Origin of the sequence: Methylobacterium sp. J-070 (assembly GCF_022829385.1) — a bacterium.
Lineage (GTDB): Bacteria > Pseudomonadota > Alphaproteobacteria > Rhizobiales > Beijerinckiaceae > Methylobacterium.
This window is the reverse complement of record NZ_JAKSXX010000291.1, coordinates 81,320-96,289: the sequence shown is the minus strand read 5'-3', so window position 1 is coordinate 96,289 and position 14,970 is coordinate 81,320. Positions and strand designations below refer to the sequence as shown.

The 14,970-nt window shown below is 71.6% G+C and carries 16 protein-coding genes; 8 read left to right on the top strand and 8 right to left on the bottom strand.

Going from position 1 to position 14,970, the window contains the following annotated elements:
* Positions 1-389: 389 nt before the first annotated feature.
* Positions 390-911: a DUF2244 domain-containing protein gene (locus tag MKL01_RS33860; RefSeq protein ID WP_243909550.1), complete on the bottom strand. Its 522-nt coding sequence runs from the start codon at positions 909-911 to the stop codon at positions 390-392.
* A 20-nt stretch (positions 912-931) separates the two neighbouring features.
* Between MKL01_RS33860 and nth the strand changes: the two genes are divergently transcribed.
* Positions 932-1,723 carry an endonuclease III gene (nth, locus tag MKL01_RS33855; protein WP_243909549.1) on the top strand — a complete coding sequence of 264 codons (792 nt, stop codon included), beginning with the start codon at positions 932-934 and terminating at the stop codon, positions 1,721-1,723.
* A 208-nt stretch (positions 1,724-1,931) separates the two neighbouring features.
* Positions 1,932-2,726 (top strand): phosphoribosylaminoimidazolesuccinocarboxamide synthase, encoded by a 795-nt coding sequence (purC, locus tag MKL01_RS33850; protein WP_243909548.1) that lies wholly within the window; start codon positions 1,932-1,934, stop codon positions 2,724-2,726.
* 4 nt (positions 2,727-2,730) lie between these two features.
* On the opposite strand, the gene MKL01_RS33845 is transcribed toward purC, so the two are convergent.
* From MKL01_RS33845 to MKL01_RS33830, 4 genes are read right to left on the bottom strand one after another with little or no spacing between them, the layout of a single operon-like run.
* On the bottom strand, positions 2,731-4,347 hold the full coding sequence (locus MKL01_RS33845) for a glycosyltransferase (protein WP_243909547.1): 1,617 nt from the start codon (positions 4,345-4,347) through the stop codon (positions 2,731-2,733).
* Positions 4,344-6,494 carry a glycosyltransferase family 2 protein gene (locus MKL01_RS33840; protein WP_243909546.1) on the bottom strand — a complete coding sequence of 717 codons (2,151 nt, stop codon included), beginning with the start codon at positions 6,492-6,494 and terminating at the stop codon, positions 4,344-4,346. Before MKL01_RS33840 ends, MKL01_RS33845 begins: the two co-directional genes overlap by 4 nt.
* A complete protein-coding gene (locus MKL01_RS33835) occupies positions 6,385-7,059 on the bottom strand; it encodes a hypothetical protein (protein ID WP_243909545.1) in 675 nt (224 codons plus the stop codon). Before MKL01_RS33835 ends, MKL01_RS33840 begins: the two co-directional genes overlap by 110 nt.
* 23 nt (positions 7,060-7,082) lie before the next feature.
* The gene (locus tag MKL01_RS33830) at positions 7,083-7,628 is read right to left on the bottom strand and encodes an invasion associated locus B family protein (RefSeq protein WP_409566399.1); all 546 of its coding nucleotides are present in this window, start codon (positions 7,626-7,628) and stop codon (positions 7,083-7,085) included.
* 186 nt (positions 7,629-7,814) lie between these two features.
* Between MKL01_RS33830 and MKL01_RS33825 the strand changes: the two genes are divergently transcribed.
* The gene (locus tag MKL01_RS33825; RefSeq protein ID WP_243909555.1) at positions 7,815-8,189 is read left to right on the top strand and encodes a hypothetical protein; all 375 of its coding nucleotides are present in this window, start codon (positions 7,815-7,817) and stop codon (positions 8,187-8,189) included.
* Between the two features lie 12 nt (positions 8,190-8,201).
* Here MKL01_RS33825 and MKL01_RS33820 read toward each other — a convergent pair whose 3' ends face one another.
* From MKL01_RS33820 to MKL01_RS33810, 3 genes are all read right to left on the bottom strand, one after another.
* Positions 8,202-8,936 (bottom strand): M48 family metallopeptidase, encoded by a 735-nt coding sequence (locus MKL01_RS33820; RefSeq protein ID WP_243909544.1) that lies wholly within the window; start codon positions 8,934-8,936, stop codon positions 8,202-8,204.
* Positions 8,937-9,046: 110 nt separating this feature from the next.
* Positions 9,047-9,613, bottom strand: coding sequence for a prepilin peptidase (locus tag MKL01_RS33815; protein WP_243909543.1), 567 nt, complete (start codon positions 9,611-9,613; stop codon positions 9,047-9,049).
* Positions 9,614-9,835: 222 nt separating this feature from the next.
* The gene (locus MKL01_RS33810) at positions 9,836-10,000 is read right to left on the bottom strand and encodes a Flp family type IVb pilin (RefSeq protein WP_243909542.1); all 165 of its coding nucleotides are present in this window, start codon (positions 9,998-10,000) and stop codon (positions 9,836-9,838) included.
* A 296-nt stretch (positions 10,001-10,296) separates the two neighbouring features.
* Between MKL01_RS33810 and MKL01_RS33805 the strand changes: the two genes are divergently transcribed.
* The 5 genes from MKL01_RS33805 to MKL01_RS33785 all read left to right on the top strand — a co-directional run bounded on the left by MKL01_RS33805 (position 10,297) and on the right by MKL01_RS33785 (position 14,969).
* Entirely contained in the window at positions 10,297-10,788 is a 492-nt protein-coding gene (locus MKL01_RS33805) for a pilus assembly protein N-terminal domain-containing protein (protein WP_243909541.1), read from the top strand.
* A gap of 93 nt (positions 10,789-10,881) precedes the next feature.
* Entirely contained in the window at positions 10,882-11,529 is a 648-nt protein-coding gene (locus tag MKL01_RS33800; protein WP_243909540.1) for an RraA family protein, read from the top strand.
* A 120-nt stretch (positions 11,530-11,649) separates the two neighbouring features.
* Complete coding sequence (locus MKL01_RS33795; protein ID WP_243909539.1) at positions 11,650-12,813, top strand: mandelate racemase/muconate lactonizing enzyme family protein; 1,164 nt, start codon at positions 11,650-11,652, stop codon at positions 12,811-12,813.
* A 56-nt stretch (positions 12,814-12,869) separates the two neighbouring features.
* Positions 12,870-13,562: a metallophosphoesterase family protein gene (locus MKL01_RS33790; RefSeq protein WP_243909538.1), complete on the top strand. Its 693-nt coding sequence runs from the start codon at positions 12,870-12,872 to the stop codon at positions 13,560-13,562.
* 111 nt (positions 13,563-13,673) lie between these two features.
* On the top strand, positions 13,674-14,969 hold the full coding sequence (locus MKL01_RS33785; RefSeq protein ID WP_243909537.1) for an efflux RND transporter periplasmic adaptor subunit: 1,296 nt from the start codon (positions 13,674-13,676) through the stop codon (positions 14,967-14,969).
* Position 14,970: the final 1 nt, after the last annotated feature.

Genomic DNA, 14,970 nt, shown 5'->3' with positions numbered 1-14,970 from the left:
CCACGCTGCACACGGCCAAACACCCGTGGGTGAGCTCAGAAAGAAGTACAGCAGATCGGACCAAGTCTCTCCCGCCAGGGCCATAAGCCCCCGCCGCAAGGAAAAACGCCGCCCGCGTCTCCCTTCCGCACATCCAACTTGTCAACGCGCCGCCCCGTCGCCGGAGCCCATCACGCGGCAAACAGAACACCGCCCGGCAACCTCGCCAGACAGTCCCGCCGCTTGTCAGAAGATAGACCAGCGCCCGGACCACTCTCGCGGCCGGCGCCGATGAGCCGGGATATAGATCCACCAATCACAGCCGTCAACACCCCATCTCCGCGGGGCCGGCGTTTTTCCCGATCCGCGCGGTTGCGGGGCATCGCGGGCGCGGCGACGCGGTGGGTTCTTCAATAGCCCTTCTTCACCTGTGCCAGCGCCGCGCTGAGGCCCTGGGCGACGCGGGCGCGCTCGTCGGGTCCGGCGTCGCGGGCCACCAGGGCCTGCTGCCGGCGCGAGATCAGGGTCAGGCGCTGAAGCCCATACTCGTCGTCCTCGATGGTCTCGAGCTTGGTCCAGAGGGGGTTAAACCGCCACTCGCGCCGTTCGCCCCGATGGCTGACCCGGGCGAGCAGGATCTCGATCTGCGAGATCATCACCTCCTCGAAGGAGCGCCCCCGACGGAAGCTGACCTTCAGCGCCGTGTAGATCGCCAGCATGTCGAGGCCGAAGAAGCCGGCCACCGGCCAGAAGCCCATCCGCCACGCCCAGACCGAGACGGTGACCGAGACCGCGCAGCAGCCCGCCATCACCACCCGGAAGCCGCGCCGGCTCAGGGACTGGTGCGGTCGGATGGTGGCCGAGAAGACCGGCCGGTCGATCGTATCCGGGTCGAGCCCGTAGGGATGGACGGAAGGATTGCCGCTCGCCATGCGATCCATATAACGCGCCGATGCCCGCCAGAAAGCCACCGCCGCCCGTGACGGATCGCGCCGACCGCTCCAGCGCGGGACGGTCGAAGAGCGGTCCGAACCGCGCGGCCTCGGCCCGGCTCGGCGGCCCGATCGGACCCGCGACCATCGCCCGGGTGGAGACCGCGCCCGCTCCCGTCGATTCCGCGACCCTCGCCGAGATCTTCCGGCGCTTCCACGCGGACGAGCCGGAACCGAAGGGCGAGCTGCATTACGTCAACCCGTTCACGCTGCTCGTCGCGGTGGTGCTGTCGGCCCAGGCGACCGACCGGGGGGTCAACCTCGCCACCCGTCCGCTCTTCGCCGTGGCCGACAGCCCGGACAAGATGCTGGCGCTGGGCGAGGACCGGATCCGCGACTTCGTCCGCACGATCGGGCTGTTCAACACCAAGGCGAAGAACGTGGTCGCGCTCTCGCGCATCCTGGTGGAGCAGCACGGCGGCGCGGTGCCGGCGAGCCTGGAGGCGCTGCAGGTGCTTCCGGGCGTCGGCGCCAAGACCGCGAGCGTCGTGCTGAACATCGCCTTCGGGGTCCCGCGGATCGCCGTCGACACCCATATCTTCCGGGTGTCAAATCGGATCCCGCTGGTCGTCGGCGCGACCCCCGACAGGGTTCAGGCCGGGCTGGAGGCGATCGTGCCGGAGCCCTATCGCCTGCATGCCCATCACTGGCTGATTCTGCACGGCCGCTACACCTGCAAGGCGCGGAAGCCCGAATGCCCACGCTGCCGCATCGCGGATCTCTGCCGATACCCGTCCAAGACGCCGGCGTGAGGATGCCCGGGACGCATCCGGGGCCCGTCCGGGGCGCTCTCCGCAATCCCGCCCCGCGGGCCTACGCGTTGTGCTGCAAGCCCGCTTCGGCTAGTTTACCAACCGGTTGCCGGGGCTCTCGGGCAGAGGCCGTCCGGCCGCCCGACCTCGTGTCCGGTCGCCGCGCCGCGGATTCCTCCCCATCGTCGCGCATCAGGAGCCTCGGCCCATGGACTTCCTCAAACCACGGTACACGCCTATGAACCGCCGCCGTCGCATCTACGAGGGCAAGGCGAAGGTCCTCTACGAGGGGCCCGAGCCCGGCACGCTCATCCAGCACTTCAAGGATGACGCGACGGCCTTCAACGCGAAGAAGCACGAGGTCATCGACGGCAAGGGCGTGCTGAACAACCGGATCTCGGAATTCGTCTTCCAGCACCTCAACGACATCGGTGTGCCGACGCATTTCATCCGCCGGCTCAACATGCGCGAGCAGCTGATCCGCGAAGTCGAGATCATCCCGCTCGAGGTGGTGGTGCGCAACGTCGCGGCCGGGTCGCTGGCCACGCGGCTGGGCCTGGAGGAAGGCACGCAGCTGCCGCGCTCGATCATCGAATTCTACTACAAGAACGACGCGCTCAACGATCCGATGGTCTCCGAGGAGCACATCACCGCCTTCGGCTGGGCGACGCCCCAGGAGATCGACGACATCATGGCGCTGGCGATCCGCGTCAACGACTTCCTGTCCGGGCTCTTCCTCGGCGTCGGCATCCGTCTGGTGGACTTCAAGATGGAGACCGGCCGGCTCTGGGAAGGCGACATGATGCGCATAGTCGTCGCCGACGAGATCTCCCCGGATTCCTGCCGCCTGTGGGACATCAAGTCGTCCGACAAGCTCGACAAGGACCGGTTCCGCAAGGATCTCGGCGGTCTGATCGAGGCCTACACGGAGGTCGCCCGGCGTCTCGGCATCATGTCGGAGAACGAGAAGGTCCAGGGCAGCGGTCCGCGCCTCGTCCAGTAGGCCCTCAGGCGGGCGGGCGGCGCAGGATTGCGCGCCCGGACCCGGGGAAGCCCGGGCGCAGACGCGCATGGGTCGAGAGATCCGGGTCGAAGCCCGGGTGGTAATGGGGGTCCTGCGCGAGCAGCGGCCCCCATCGCGTTTTCAGCGCCGCGATCTCGCGCTCGTGCCGCTCGCGGGCCTGCGGGGTCCAGCGGCGGCTCGCCGATTCCCGGTGATGCAGAACCGCCCCCGGCACCAGGAGCGTGCGGTGGCCGGCCGCGTCGAGGCGCAGGCAGAGATCCACGTCGTTGAAGTCGACGGCGAACTCCACCTCGTCGAACCCGCCGACCGCCCGGAACTTGGCCGCCTCCACGACGAGGCAGGCCGCCGTCACGGCCGAGACCGCGTGGGTGACGCGCAACGCCGCGAGGTAGCCGGGGGCGTCGCCGGCGAAGTGGCGGTGGCCGTGGGTGACGAGGCCGCCCGTGCCGAGCACGATGCCGGCGTGCTGGATCCGGCCGGCCCCGTCGAGGAGCCTGGCACCCACGGCGCCCACCTCCGGGCGCAGGGCCTCGCGGGCCATCAGGGACAGCCAGTCGGGTCGGAACGCCTCGACGTCGTTGTTGACGAAGACCAGCAGAGCGCCGCGGGCGCGGGCCGCCGCGGCGTTGTTCATGGCGGCGAAGTTGAACGGCCCGGGACAGGGTACGACCAGCCCCCTCCCCTCCCGCTCCAGGCCGCGCAGGAAGTCCAGGGTCTCCTTCTCGCGACTGTCGTTGTCGCAGACCAGGATCTCGAACGCGGGCCAGTCGGTGCAGGTTCGCAGGCTGTCGAGGCAGGGGCGGAGCAGGTCGAGCCGGTCGCGGGTCGGGACGATGATGCTGGCGAGGGGCGGCGGATCGGGGATCGGGTATTCGACCCGCACGAGCCCGTCCGGCGCGACGACGAGGCCGGCCTCGGGGCGTCCGATCCGGTCGAGGTGGCGGCGCACGACCTCGCGGTGCCGCTCCCCCCGCCCCGCCCCTTCCGGAGGGCCTCCGTGGGCCGCCCCCGCGCGCCGGACCGACAGGATCTCCGGAAGGTGGCCGACCGCGTGCGGGCCGTGCCGCTCGGCGATGCGCAGGGCGGCCTCGGCCGGACCGACCGGACCGGCCTCCGCGTCGAGGGCGCCGCCCCGAAAGGCCAGGACGGGGCCGAGATAGTCGAAGGCCGCGAGCCGGTCGGCGTCGAAGACCGGCGGCAGCAGCGGCAAAGCCGGACCGCCCGGCCGGTCCTCCACCAGCGCGTCGCCGTACACGGCGTGGAGATCGGGATCGGCCGCGAAGGCCGCGGCGATCCGCTCGGGGGCGCCTTCGACGAGAACGCCGTCGCCGATCACCCGGATGTCGCCTCCCGGCCCGGCGGCGGCCGGCGGGTAGCGGTCGAGACTACGCGCCGGAAGGGCGAGCCGGTGATCGATCCCGACGAGTGCCGCGCCCTTCTGGCGGGCGCGCCGCCGCTTGCCGGTCAGCCGCGCCCAGAGGACGTGTCCGGCCTCCCGAGGCCTGCCCACGACCTGACGCGCCGCCTCGACCAGCCCGCGCCAGGATCGCCGCGGGGATCCGAGATACAGGCCGCCGCCCGGGCCCGGTCCGGGCGTCATTCGAGATCCTCGCCGAACGTCGTGAGCGACAGGGCGGGATGGTAGTACGGATCGTGGCGGATCACGTCGCGCCAGCGCTCGGAGAAGCGCGCGGCCTCCTGCTCGAACCGGGCGCGCTTGGCACCCGTGGAGGGGCCGCGGCTGACGGATTCGAGATGCGCCAGGGCTGCCGCCGGAGTCCAGACCGTCTTCCAGCCGGCCGCGCCGAGCCGCAGGCAGAAATCGACGTCGTTGAAGTCGACGGGGAAAGCCTCGGCGTCGAAGCCGCCGACCGCGAGGTACTTCTCGCGCGCGACCGCGAGACAGGCGGCGGTGACCGCCGAGACCTCGTGGGCGACGTGCAGGCGCCCGAGATGGCCCGGCGTGTCGCCGGGACGGCGGCGCAGGATATGGCCCGCCCGTCCGCCCAGGCCGACGACGACGCCGGCATGCTGCAGGGTGCCGTCGCCGTAGAGCAGCTTTGCGCCCACGGCCCCCACCTCCGGCCGGCAAGCGTGGCGGACCATCGCCTCAAGCCAGCCCGGCTCCAGCACGGCCACGTCGTTGTTGAGCAGCACGACGACGGCGCCCGTCGCCACGGCGACGCCGGCATTGACCATCGCGGCGAAGTTGAAGGGCTGCGGATCGATGCGGATGCGCACGCGCGGGTCGCGACGCAGCGTCTCGTAATGCGCCAGCACGCCCGGGTCGGTCGAGCCGTTGTCGACGATGATCAGCTCGACGGGTGCATAGGCGGTCTCGTGCAGGACCCCGCGGCAGACGCGCGCGATCAGGTCGAGCCGGTCGCGCGACGGGATCACGACGCTGACCGCCGGCGCCGGTTGCGGCAGGGGCCAGTCGAGCCGGACGGCGCCGGCGTGGATCGCGGCGCGGACTCGCGAACCCGACGCCTTCAGCCGACCGTCGAGCGCCTGGGCCCGGGCATCCCGGGCGAGAAAATCATCGACGGTGCGGGCAAGAATGCGCGGCACATGGATCACCGCGGCCCCGGCCGCGACGGCGGCAACCTCGAGGGCGAGGGTCGCCTCCGCCTGCGGGCCGAGGGTCGCGGCCCCCGCTGCGTCGAGGAACGCGCGCGACACCAGCAGCGGGCGGCCGACGTAGCCCGTCGCAAGGGCGAGGTCCGGGCTCCAGCCCGGCTTCAGGCGGGGCGCGCCGTCGGGCCCGACCGCATCCCCGTAGGCGAGGTCCGCGCCCGAGACGGCATGCCCCAGCAACGCGAGGGCCTCGGGCTCCGGGACGTCGCCGGCCCGCAGCAGGCAGAGGGCGTCGGCGTCGGCGATCAGACCAGCCGGGGATGCGCCCTCGTCCCAGCGCTCGTGGCGGGCACGCGGATCCGCTGCGGCCGGCGGTCCGCCGTCCCAGGCGACGCAGACGTCGTCAGCCCGGTGCGTCTGGTTCCGGAGTGCGTCCAGCGTGGAGGCCAGCGCCGCCGCATCCGTGGGGCGCGCCAGGACGAGGCAGCGGATCTTCAGGTGAACCGGCGGAATCCGCACGGAGCGGGTTCGCGCCGCGGCCCAGGACGGGAACCGCGTCATGGGCGTCACCGCGCAGGCCCCCCGCAGGGTGTCGCGGTAGCGCCGTTCCGAACCGCGGGCGCGCTCGTACAGCGCACCCACGAAGCGCCAGGGCCGGCGCAGGAGGCATTGCGCCAGCACACCGGCCTCGCGCCGGAGCCCGACCCGCTCGAGGAGGAAGTCGGAACCGGCGCACAGGCGGATCTCCCGCGCATCGGCCGGAATCAGTCCGAGCCAGTGCGCGAGGCCTTGAGCGGCGCCCGGGAGCACGAAGTCCTGGGTCGCGGCGTCGGGTCCGCGCAGGATCCGCAGGATCGGGCGGTAGGCCGTCGCCAGGGGGGCACCGCTGTAACTCAGGACGATCCAGCCGGCCGCCGGGCCGTCCGGAAGGACGAGGCGGCGGCCGAAGACCGGATCGTCCGTCGCCTCCAGGTGGAAGCGCGCCGTGCGACCGAGCGGGATCCGGCCGCGACCGGCAGGTGCCGTCAGGGGGATCGGATCGACGAGGTGCGCCGCGGCGTCACTGGGCAGCGTCGCCTCCGGCGGCGGGAGCCGCTGCCACCGCCGGTTTCCGTCGGCGCGGCTTCGAGGCGGGCTTTCCGCCGCTCCCCTTACCGGTGCCGATGCCAACCGTGATGTCATAGTCGGCGGTCGCCGCGACCGGGACCTGAAGCTCGTCGGCGACGATGGTGGCGAAGCCCTGCGCTTGCCCGGACTCGACGATCACGCCGGCCCGCTCGACGCGACTCGTGATCACCTTGCCTTCGTGGCGGATCTGGAACGTAACCGGCACGTCGAACCGGCCCGGCGCCCCCGCCGGGCCCAGCAGGACGTTGACCTCGACGCCCGCCTTCACGGTGATCGAACCGTCCTGCCGCCGCGTGCATTCCCGGGCGAGGCGGGCAAGGGAGAACTGCGTGCGCACGGCCTCACCCGCGAGCGTGCGCGATGCGGCGGCGCCGTCGGCGACCTCGACGGGTGGACAATAGGGCGGATCGAGGGATTCGGGCTGCGACGGCGGGACCGTGGTGCCGCCGAACTTCAGCAGGTTGGAGAAGACGTTGCCGTCCTCAGCGCGGGCCGGGACGACCGCGACGGATGCGGCCAGGACGAGGCCTCCGAGGCTGAGAAGCCTGGCGGATCGCGCGGTCCCATGCCGCCGCCGTCCCGCGGATACGTCCCGATCGTCGATCATCGCACGGCTCCCGAGCGGCATCGTCATTTCAGGCTGTCGAACCCGGCTGCGAAACCCTTCATCGAGAGCGGGATGCCGACGCCTTCCTCCGGCGTCTGGAACACGATGAAGGTCGCCTGCGAGCCGCCCTTGAACTGCCGGACCAGGCCATCGTCCATCACCACCTCGGCCACGCAACCGGTGGTGAGGCAACGGACGAAGCCCGCGCGGCCGATATCGGTCTGATCGATCTTCAGGCCGAGGCCCGAGGGCAGGAGCACGCCGAGCGGTGCCACGACGCGCAGCAGATAGCCGCGGTTGTCGGCCGTCTTCAGGACGATCACCACGAGGGTCAGGTTCGGACGATCCTCGGCGGCGAGATACTGCACGAGCGCGCATTGCTCGGCCTTCGCCCCGGCCGGCGTCTCGCAGCGGAGCTGCCAATCGTCGAAGGTCTTCCGGACCATGCCCTGCGCTGCCGCCGGCCCCGCGGATGAGGACGCCGCCGCGACCAGAGCGAGGACTACCGGCAGCGCGGCGCGCAGGATGGCTTGCCGCAAACGAACGAGCCTCGCGTGAAGCGGCACCACCGATCCCTTCGGAACGCTCCCGCCGTGGACCGGCAGGAGCCGTACAATCGGGCGTGTTCCGACCATGGCCGCCCCCGCGCTGTCAAGCGATGCGGGCGCGGTGTTGCCCTGCGGCGCTATTCGTGCGGGATATGCGGGCCTAGATAAGGCCACGTCAGTCTTTCAATGCAGGATCCTGAAGTCGTGATGCGCCCGCTCGCCCTCTCGGCCGCCTGCCTGTTGGCCACCCTCACTCAGGCCGGGGCCCAGTCCCTGCCGGTCGACGAGACGACCTACGTCGAGCGCTCGCTGAACCAAACCGGCACCTTGGTGATCGAGCATCCGCCGGTGGCGGTGAACCCGTATGGTCGCCGCAACGGACAGGCGGCGATCGCCGGGTATTGCCGGGAGGGCGGCTTGGTCCGCCGGCGCGACGCGTTCGGCAACCCGGTGATCATCCGTCAGCGCGAGGTCTGCGACAGCGTCGCCCCGCGCACCCTCGCGCCCGGCGAAGTCGATCCCCGGCCGACTTGGCCGGCCGACGCCGTTGTTCGGCAGCGGGTGCTCCGCGCCAAGGGCTGAGGCCGGCGCCGCTCACCCGTAGCGGTGCAAGCCGGCGCCGTGGCGCTTCAGCCAGGCTTCCGCGGCATCCACGTTCGGGCAGAGGTCGCGCAGGAGCGCCCAGAACCGGGGCGAATGATTCATCTCGCGCAGATGCGCCATCTCGTGGGCGACGAGGTAGTCGAGCACCATCGGGGGCGCCAGGATCAGCCGCCACGAGAAGTTCAGCTCCCGGCGCGCGGTGCAGGATCCCCAGCGGCTGCGGGTATCGCGCAGGGTGATGCGCGCCGGCCGCTCCCCAAGCCGTTCCGCGTAGCGTTCGACCGCTTCACCGAGGTCACGCCGGGCTTCCCGCGCCAGGAAGTCGCGGATCCGGCGCGCCACGTGGGCCGGCGCGCAGGCGACCGTGATCACCGCTTCCTCGCCTTCGTGCGTGACTCGCACCGCAGCGCTGCGTGTCGCGTGCAGACACACGCGGTGGGGTACGCCGCGCAGCGGCACGGCCGCGCCCGGCTCGAAGACGACGCGGGCGGGCATGCGCGCCAGACGGGCGGCGATCCAGCCTGCATGGCTGGCGGCGAAGCGCTGCGCGGTGTTCACGGCCGTGCGGCTCGGGAGCGTGATCACGACATCGCCGGTGGCCGCCGAGACCCGCAGCGTGATGCGGCGTGCGGTCGGGCGGCGGCGCAACGCGATGCGGAGGCTGGTCCCCTCGTGCTCGATCTCGAGGTGGTCCGGATCAGGGCGACGCAGCAGCGCGAGGGGCATGTCGGGCTTTTAGCGGGGCCGCGACCCGGGCTCCAGATCCGGAACCGTGGATTCGGCGCAACACCGAACCGCCGAGCCCAGCCCGCGGGCCCGCGACGCTGGCGCGTCCCTCAGCCGGCGAGCGCCCGCGTCCAGATCTCGGTCTCGGGCAGGATGATGAGGGCGGCAGCCGCCAGGGCGATCCCGTAGGGGATCCCGGTCTTGGCGTCGTGGAGATGCAGGGCGAAGGGCATGCGCGCGATGCGCAGGGGCAGCGGATGCGACCGCGCGAACAGGATCGCGAGGGTGAGGGCCCCACCGAAGATCGAGGCCACCAGCAGATAGTCGCCGAGGCCGTCGAAGCCGAGCCACAGCGCGGTGGCGGCCGCCAGCTTCGCATCGCCCCCGCCGATCACCCCGAAGGCGAACAGCGTGAAGGTTGCCAGGAGAACCACCGTCCCGGCGCCCAGATGGTAGCCGATCTCGGTCCAGTTCATCGGCCCCGTGACGGCGAGTAGCGCAAACCCCGCCACCAGGGCGAGGGAGATCCGGTTCGGGATCAGCATCGTCAGCAGATCGCTCGCCGCGGCGTACGCCATCAGGAACGGGAACAGGATCAGCAGCCCGAAGCTCGCGAGGCCGAGCCCCGCCATCCCTGAAGCTGCGAAGTCGATGCCGACCATATCCGTGCCGAGCATGTCTGGATCAACCTTGTCGGTATCGGTTGCCGCGGGACGAACGCGCCGCCCCGACAGGGCGGCTGCCGTTGGCGGATCCCGCGGGTCTGACTCCGGGACGAGCGGCGCCGGTGGGCGGTCGATCCCGAGCAACGGCCGCGGCGGCCGGTCGAGACCGCCCCGTCCGCTCAGCGCGGACGAAGCGTCTCAGACCTGCCGCAGATCGTGGCCGATGGACCGCGATCAGTTCAGGTTGCCGGAGATCTGGCTGAACTTGTTGGTCAGGTTGGTGCCGACGGTGCGCAGCGCGGTGATGATGGCGACGGCGATCAGGGCAGCGATCATGCCGTACTCGATGGCGGTGGCACCGGACTCGTCCGAGGCGAAACGCGTGAACAGGGTCTTCATGAGGAGTGATCCTTCGATCAACAGTGCGACTAAAGCTTGGACGATGCCCGATGAAGAGTTTCAGGTCTCGACCGGCGGCTCGCACAGACTGCCGATTACGCCTTGAAAATCGGTTAAATCTCGATCGGATCGCCCGCTTGGCTCGGCCGAGTGCGGGCGTGGTGAAGGTAGGGTTTCAACGATCTGACACGCAGCGGGCGTCTTGGTCTTGCTTAGCGCTTCCTTCACCGATGCGGCGTATCTCCCGCTCTGGAGCGGCGTCCCGTGGACCGCCCGCCTCCTCTTGAGGGTCTCCGATGCGCCGCACCTTGTCGAAGGCGGGCCGAGCCGGCCTCGTCGTCCTGCTGTTGGGCGCCACGGCGGCGGCGGCCGCCCAGCCCGAGCTGCTGCCGGTCGTGACCGTTCTGGTGGACAACGCCAAGGTCATCCGCCTGCCGGAGAAGACGTCGACCGTCATCGTCGGCAATCCGATCATCGCCGAGGTGACGCCGCAGAAGAACGGCGTGCTCGTGCTCACCGGCAAGAGCTTCGGCTCGACCAACCTGATCGCGCTGGACAATGCCGGCGCCATGATCGCCGAGACGACGATCCGGGTCGAGGCGTCGCAGGAGTCGACCATCACGGTCCAGCGCGGGCTCGAGCGGGAATCCCTGTCCTGCACGCCGAACTGCCAGCCGGCCGTTCAGCTGGGCGACTCCGCGACGTATTTCGGGACGACCAGCGGTCAGGCCGACGCCCGCCGGAAGCTCGCCACGGGTGGCGGAACGGTGCCGACCGCGGACCATTGACGCGCGCGACCGCGACAGCGCGCCGATCCTGAGGCAGGATCCGCCAAACCGCCGGCGCCGTCATGGCGTGGCGCGAGGGAGAGATCCGGTCCGATGACTGCCATCATGCGCAATCCCGCACCGCCTGCCGTCGATCCCGCCCTTCTGGCCGCCTTCCGCGACGTCGCGACGGCGACGATCAGCGACTGCCTCGACCGGATGCCGGTTCTGGCGGGCCTGCGCGCGTTCCACCGGCGCGGGCGCCTCGTCGGCACCGCCTTCACGGTCCGGGTGCGCGCCGGCGACAACCTCGCCATCCACCAGGCCCTGGAAGAGGTCCGTCGCGGGGATGTGATCGTCGTCGACGGCGGGGGCGACACGAGCCGGGCGCTGGTCGGCGACATCATGAAGGCGATCGCCGAGAGCCGCGGCGTGGCGGGCTTCGTGATCGACGGCGCCGTGCGCGATACCGACGCCTTCGCGCAGGCCGACTTCCCCTGTTATGCCCGGGCGGCGACGCCGCGCGGGCCCTTCAAGACCGGACCCGGCGCGATCAACGTGCCGATCTGCGTCGGCGGCTGGACGGTGAACCCCGGCGACGTGGTGGTCGGCGACACCGACGGCGTCGTGACCTTCTCACCCGAGCTCGGGCCGTCGCTGATCGAGGCCGTGCAGGCGCAGGCCGCCCGCGAGACGGAGGTGCTCGCGCTGATCCGCGCCGGCCGCTACGACGGCCGCTACGCGCGGGTCGCGAAAGCCTGAGGCTCCGCGGGGAGCCGGGTGCGGCTCTGGCGCTCGAGCAAGTGGTACGGCCTGATGCCGGCCAGCACGTCCAGGGGCGGCAGAGGCAAACGCGCGGAGACGCGAGAGGGGGCAGGAGCCATGCGCATCGTCGACGTCCGCGAGGTCACCAAACCCATCGCCTCGCCGATCCGCAACGCCTACATCGACTTCACCAAGATGACCACGAGCCTGGTCGCGGTAGTCACCGACGTGGTCCGGGACGGGCGCCGGGTGGTCGGCTACGGGTTCAACTCCAACGGCCGCTACGGCCAGGGCGGCCTGATCCGCGAGCGCTTCCGCGACCGGATCCTGGAGGCCGCTCCGGAAAGCCTCCTCACGGAGGCGGGCGACAATCTCGATCCGCACCGGATCTGGGCCGCGCTGATGCGCAACGAGAAGCCCGGCGGCCACGGCGAGCGCTCGGTGGCGGTGGGCACGCTGGACATGGCGGTGTGGGATGCGGCGGCCAAGATCGCCGGCCGGCCGCTGTTCCGGATGCTCGCCGAGCGGGAGGGCCGCGCGGCCGATCCGCGGGTCTTCGTCTACGCGGCGGGGGGCTACTATTATCCCGGCAAGGACGACACCGCCCTGCGCGCCGAGATGCGCCGCTACCTCGACCGCGGCTACACGGTCGTGAAGATGAAGATCGGCGGCGCGCCGATCGACGAGGACCGGCGCCGGATCGAGGCGGTGCTGGCCGAGATCGACGGCCGCGGCCGCCTCGCGGTGGATGCCAACGGCCGTTTCGATCTCGAGACCGCCATCGCCTATGCCCGGATGCTGCGGGATTATCCGCTGTTCTGGTACGAGGAGGCGGGCGACCCCCTCGACTACGCGTTGCAGGCGGCGCTCGCCCCGTTCTATCCCGGGCCGATGGCCACCGGCGAGAACCTGTTCTCGCACCGGGACGCCCGCAACCTCCTGCGCTACGGCAACATGCGGCCCGACCGCGACTGGCTGCAATTCGACTGCGCCCTGTCGTACGGCCTGGTTGAGTATCTGCGCATCCTGGACGTGCTCGCCGAGTTCGGCTGGTCGCCGTCCCGGTGCATCCCCCATGGGGGACACCAGATGTCTCTCAACATCGCCGCCGGCCTCGGTCTCGGGGGTAACGAGAGCTACCCGGACCTGTTCCAGCCCTACGGCGGGTTCCCGGACGGGGTGCGGGTGGAGGACGGCTACATCACCATGCCGGAACTCCCCGGCATCGGCTTCGAGGGCAAGGCGGACCTGATCGCGGTGATGCGCGACCTCGCGCAATAGAGGGGCTCGGTGGTCGCGGCCTTGCGGAGAGCGGCGCTCCAGTGGACGATGGCGCCATGGAACCCGGACCTCTGACCTACGCGATCGGCGACGTCCATGGCTGCGCCGCCCTTCTCGACGTGTTGCTGGAGCAGATCGCCGATCATGCCGGCGACCGCCCGAGCCGTCTGGTGTTCCTGGGCGACTACATCGACCGCGGCCCCGACAGCGCCGCGGTCCTGCGCACCGTCAGCCGGCTGCACTGGGCCGAGCCGGACCGCGTGGCCTGCCTGATGGGCAATCACGAACGCATGCTGCTCGACGCCCTGCTGGCGCCGCAGACGGCCGAACACTGGCTGTACAACGGCGGCGACGCGACCCTCGACTCGTTCGGCGCGCGCGACGTCGGCGGCCTGCCGCGCGACACCCTCGACTGGCTTGAGGCCCTGCCGACCCTGCACGCGGATGCGGCGCGGTGGTACGTCCATGCCGGCTTCCGGCCCGGAAACGGGAGTCCGGATCCGGACGATCACAACCGCCTCTGGATCCGCGAGCCGTTCCTGGAGGGCGACCACGATTTCGGCCGCCACGTGGTCCACGGCCACACGCCGCAGCGGAGCGGACGCCCCGAGATCCGGCGGTTCCGCACCAATCTCGACACCGCGGCCGTCTATGGCGGCGCGCTCACGGCGGGGGTGTTCTCGGACGCGCAGGGACCGGCGCTGGAGTTCCTGCAGGTCCGGCCGGACGAGGTCCCGCAGCCGGGTTGACGACCTTCGACCCGCTGCCGCGCCCCGCGCCGCGCGACGGCATGCGGCGTGAGGCCCGGCGACGGGAACGCCCGCAGGCGCTATGCTCGGCCCCGTCGAGGATCGCGTGCCATGAAAACGCCGGCCTGCACAGCAAGGGAGGGGCGATACCAGTCGAGCGCCGACCGTGAGGCTCCTTTCGTGAACTCCATCCGTTGGCGCGTGCCCCGTCTCGGCCTCCTGTGCGGACTCGCCGTCCTCGCCGCTGCACCTGCCCGGGCGGTCGAGCCCGCCGCCGTCCCCGATGCCGCCGCCATCGCCCCCGTGGTCACCGTCGTGCCGGCGGAGAGCCGCGAGATCGTGGAGCGCGCCGTGGTGACCGGCACGCTGGTCCCCCGGGACGAGATCCTGGTCTCCCCCGAGGTCGAGGGCCTGCGCATCACCGAGTTGCTGGTCGAGGAGGGGGATCGCGTCGCCAAGGGGCAGGTGCTCGCCCGGTTGTCGCTGGAGATGATCGCCACCCAGGAGGCCTCGAACGCGGCGGCGATCGCCCGGGCCGAGGCCGCCATCGTCCAGGCGCAGAGCCAGATCGTCCAGGCGGAGGCCGCCAACGTCGAGGCCAAGCAGTCCCTGGAACGCGCCCAGTCGCTCGCCAAGACCGGCAACGCCACCGCGGCGGTGCTGGAGCAGCGCGTCTCGGCCGCCCAGGGGGCGGAAGGGCGCCTCGCCGCCGCCAAGGGCGGGCTGCAATCGGCCCAGGCCGACCTCGCCACCGCGCGGGCCTCCGGGTCCGAGATCGGCCTGCGACGCGCCCGCACCGACATCCGCGCGCCGGAGGCAGGCATCGTCAATCGACGCACCGCCCGGATCGGCGCCACCGCCACCGCAGTCGGAGAGCCGCTGTTCCGGCTGATCGCCCGGGGCGAGATCGAGCTCGAGGGCGAGGTGCCCGAGACCTCGCTGGCGCGCATCCAGGTGGGCAACCCGGCCAGCCTCGACCTCGACGACGGTCGCCAGCTGCGCGGCAAGGTCCGCCGGGTCTACCCGGAGGTCGATCGGGCGACGCGGCTCGGCAAGGTGCGCATCCGGCTCGGCGACGATCCGGCCCTGCGCATCGGCGCCTTCGCCCGCGGCAACGTCGAGGTGGCGCGCCGCACCGGCATCGCCGTCCCGGTTTCCAGCCTGCTCTACGCGGCGGACGGCCGCGCCAGCGTGCTGGTGGTGCGGGACGGGCGCGTCGAGGCGCGGTCGGTGGCGACGGGCCTCTCCGCCGAGGGCTTCACCGAGATCCGCACGGGCGTCGCCGCCGGCGACAGCGTCGTGGCCCGCGCCGGGAGCTTCCTGCGCGATGGCGACCGGGTCCGCGCGGTGCCGGCCCCGGGCGGCACCAACATGGCCGCCCCGATGGCCGACGCGGCCCCGCGGTAGG

What these genes read in the sequence shown, in the direction of transcription:
- MKL01_RS33860 (WP_243909550.1), bottom strand. Translation starts at nt 911, where the DNA reads ATGGCGAGCGGCAATCCTTCCGTCCATCCCTACGGGCTCGACCCGGAT.
- nth (WP_243909549.1), top strand. Translation starts at nt 932, where the DNA reads ATGCCCGCCAGAAAGCCACCGCCGCCCGTGACGGATCGCGCCGACCGC.
- purC (WP_243909548.1), top strand. Translation starts at nt 1,932, where the DNA reads ATGGACTTCCTCAAACCACGGTACACGCCTATGAACCGCCGCCGTCGC.
- MKL01_RS33845 (WP_243909547.1), bottom strand. Translation starts at nt 4,347, where the DNA reads ATGACGCCCGGACCGGGCCCGGGCGGCGGCCTGTATCTCGGATCCCCG.
- MKL01_RS33835 (WP_243909545.1), bottom strand. Translation starts at nt 7,059, where the DNA reads ATGATCGACGATCGGGACGTATCCGCGGGACGGCGGCGGCATGGGACC.
- MKL01_RS33825 (WP_243909555.1), top strand. Translation starts at nt 7,815, where the DNA reads ATGCGCCCGCTCGCCCTCTCGGCCGCCTGCCTGTTGGCCACCCTCACT.
- MKL01_RS33820 (WP_243909544.1), bottom strand. Translation starts at nt 8,936, where the DNA reads ATGCCCCTCGCGCTGCTGCGTCGCCCTGATCCGGACCACCTCGAGATC.
- MKL01_RS33815 (WP_243909543.1), bottom strand. Translation starts at nt 9,613, where the DNA reads ATGCTCGGCACGGATATGGTCGGCATCGACTTCGCAGCTTCAGGGATG.
- MKL01_RS33810 (WP_243909542.1), bottom strand. Translation starts at nt 10,000, where the DNA reads ATGAAGACCCTGTTCACGCGTTTCGCCTCGGACGAGTCCGGTGCCACC.
- MKL01_RS33805 (WP_243909541.1), top strand. Translation starts at nt 10,297, where the DNA reads ATGCGCCGCACCTTGTCGAAGGCGGGCCGAGCCGGCCTCGTCGTCCTG.
- MKL01_RS33800 (WP_243909540.1), top strand. Translation starts at nt 10,882, where the DNA reads ATGACTGCCATCATGCGCAATCCCGCACCGCCTGCCGTCGATCCCGCC.
- MKL01_RS33795 (WP_243909539.1), top strand. Translation starts at nt 11,650, where the DNA reads ATGCGCATCGTCGACGTCCGCGAGGTCACCAAACCCATCGCCTCGCCG.
- MKL01_RS33790 (WP_243909538.1), top strand. Translation starts at nt 12,870, where the DNA reads ATGGAACCCGGACCTCTGACCTACGCGATCGGCGACGTCCATGGCTGC.
- MKL01_RS33785 (WP_243909537.1), top strand. Translation starts at nt 13,674, where the DNA reads ATGAAAACGCCGGCCTGCACAGCAAGGGAGGGGCGATACCAGTCGAGC.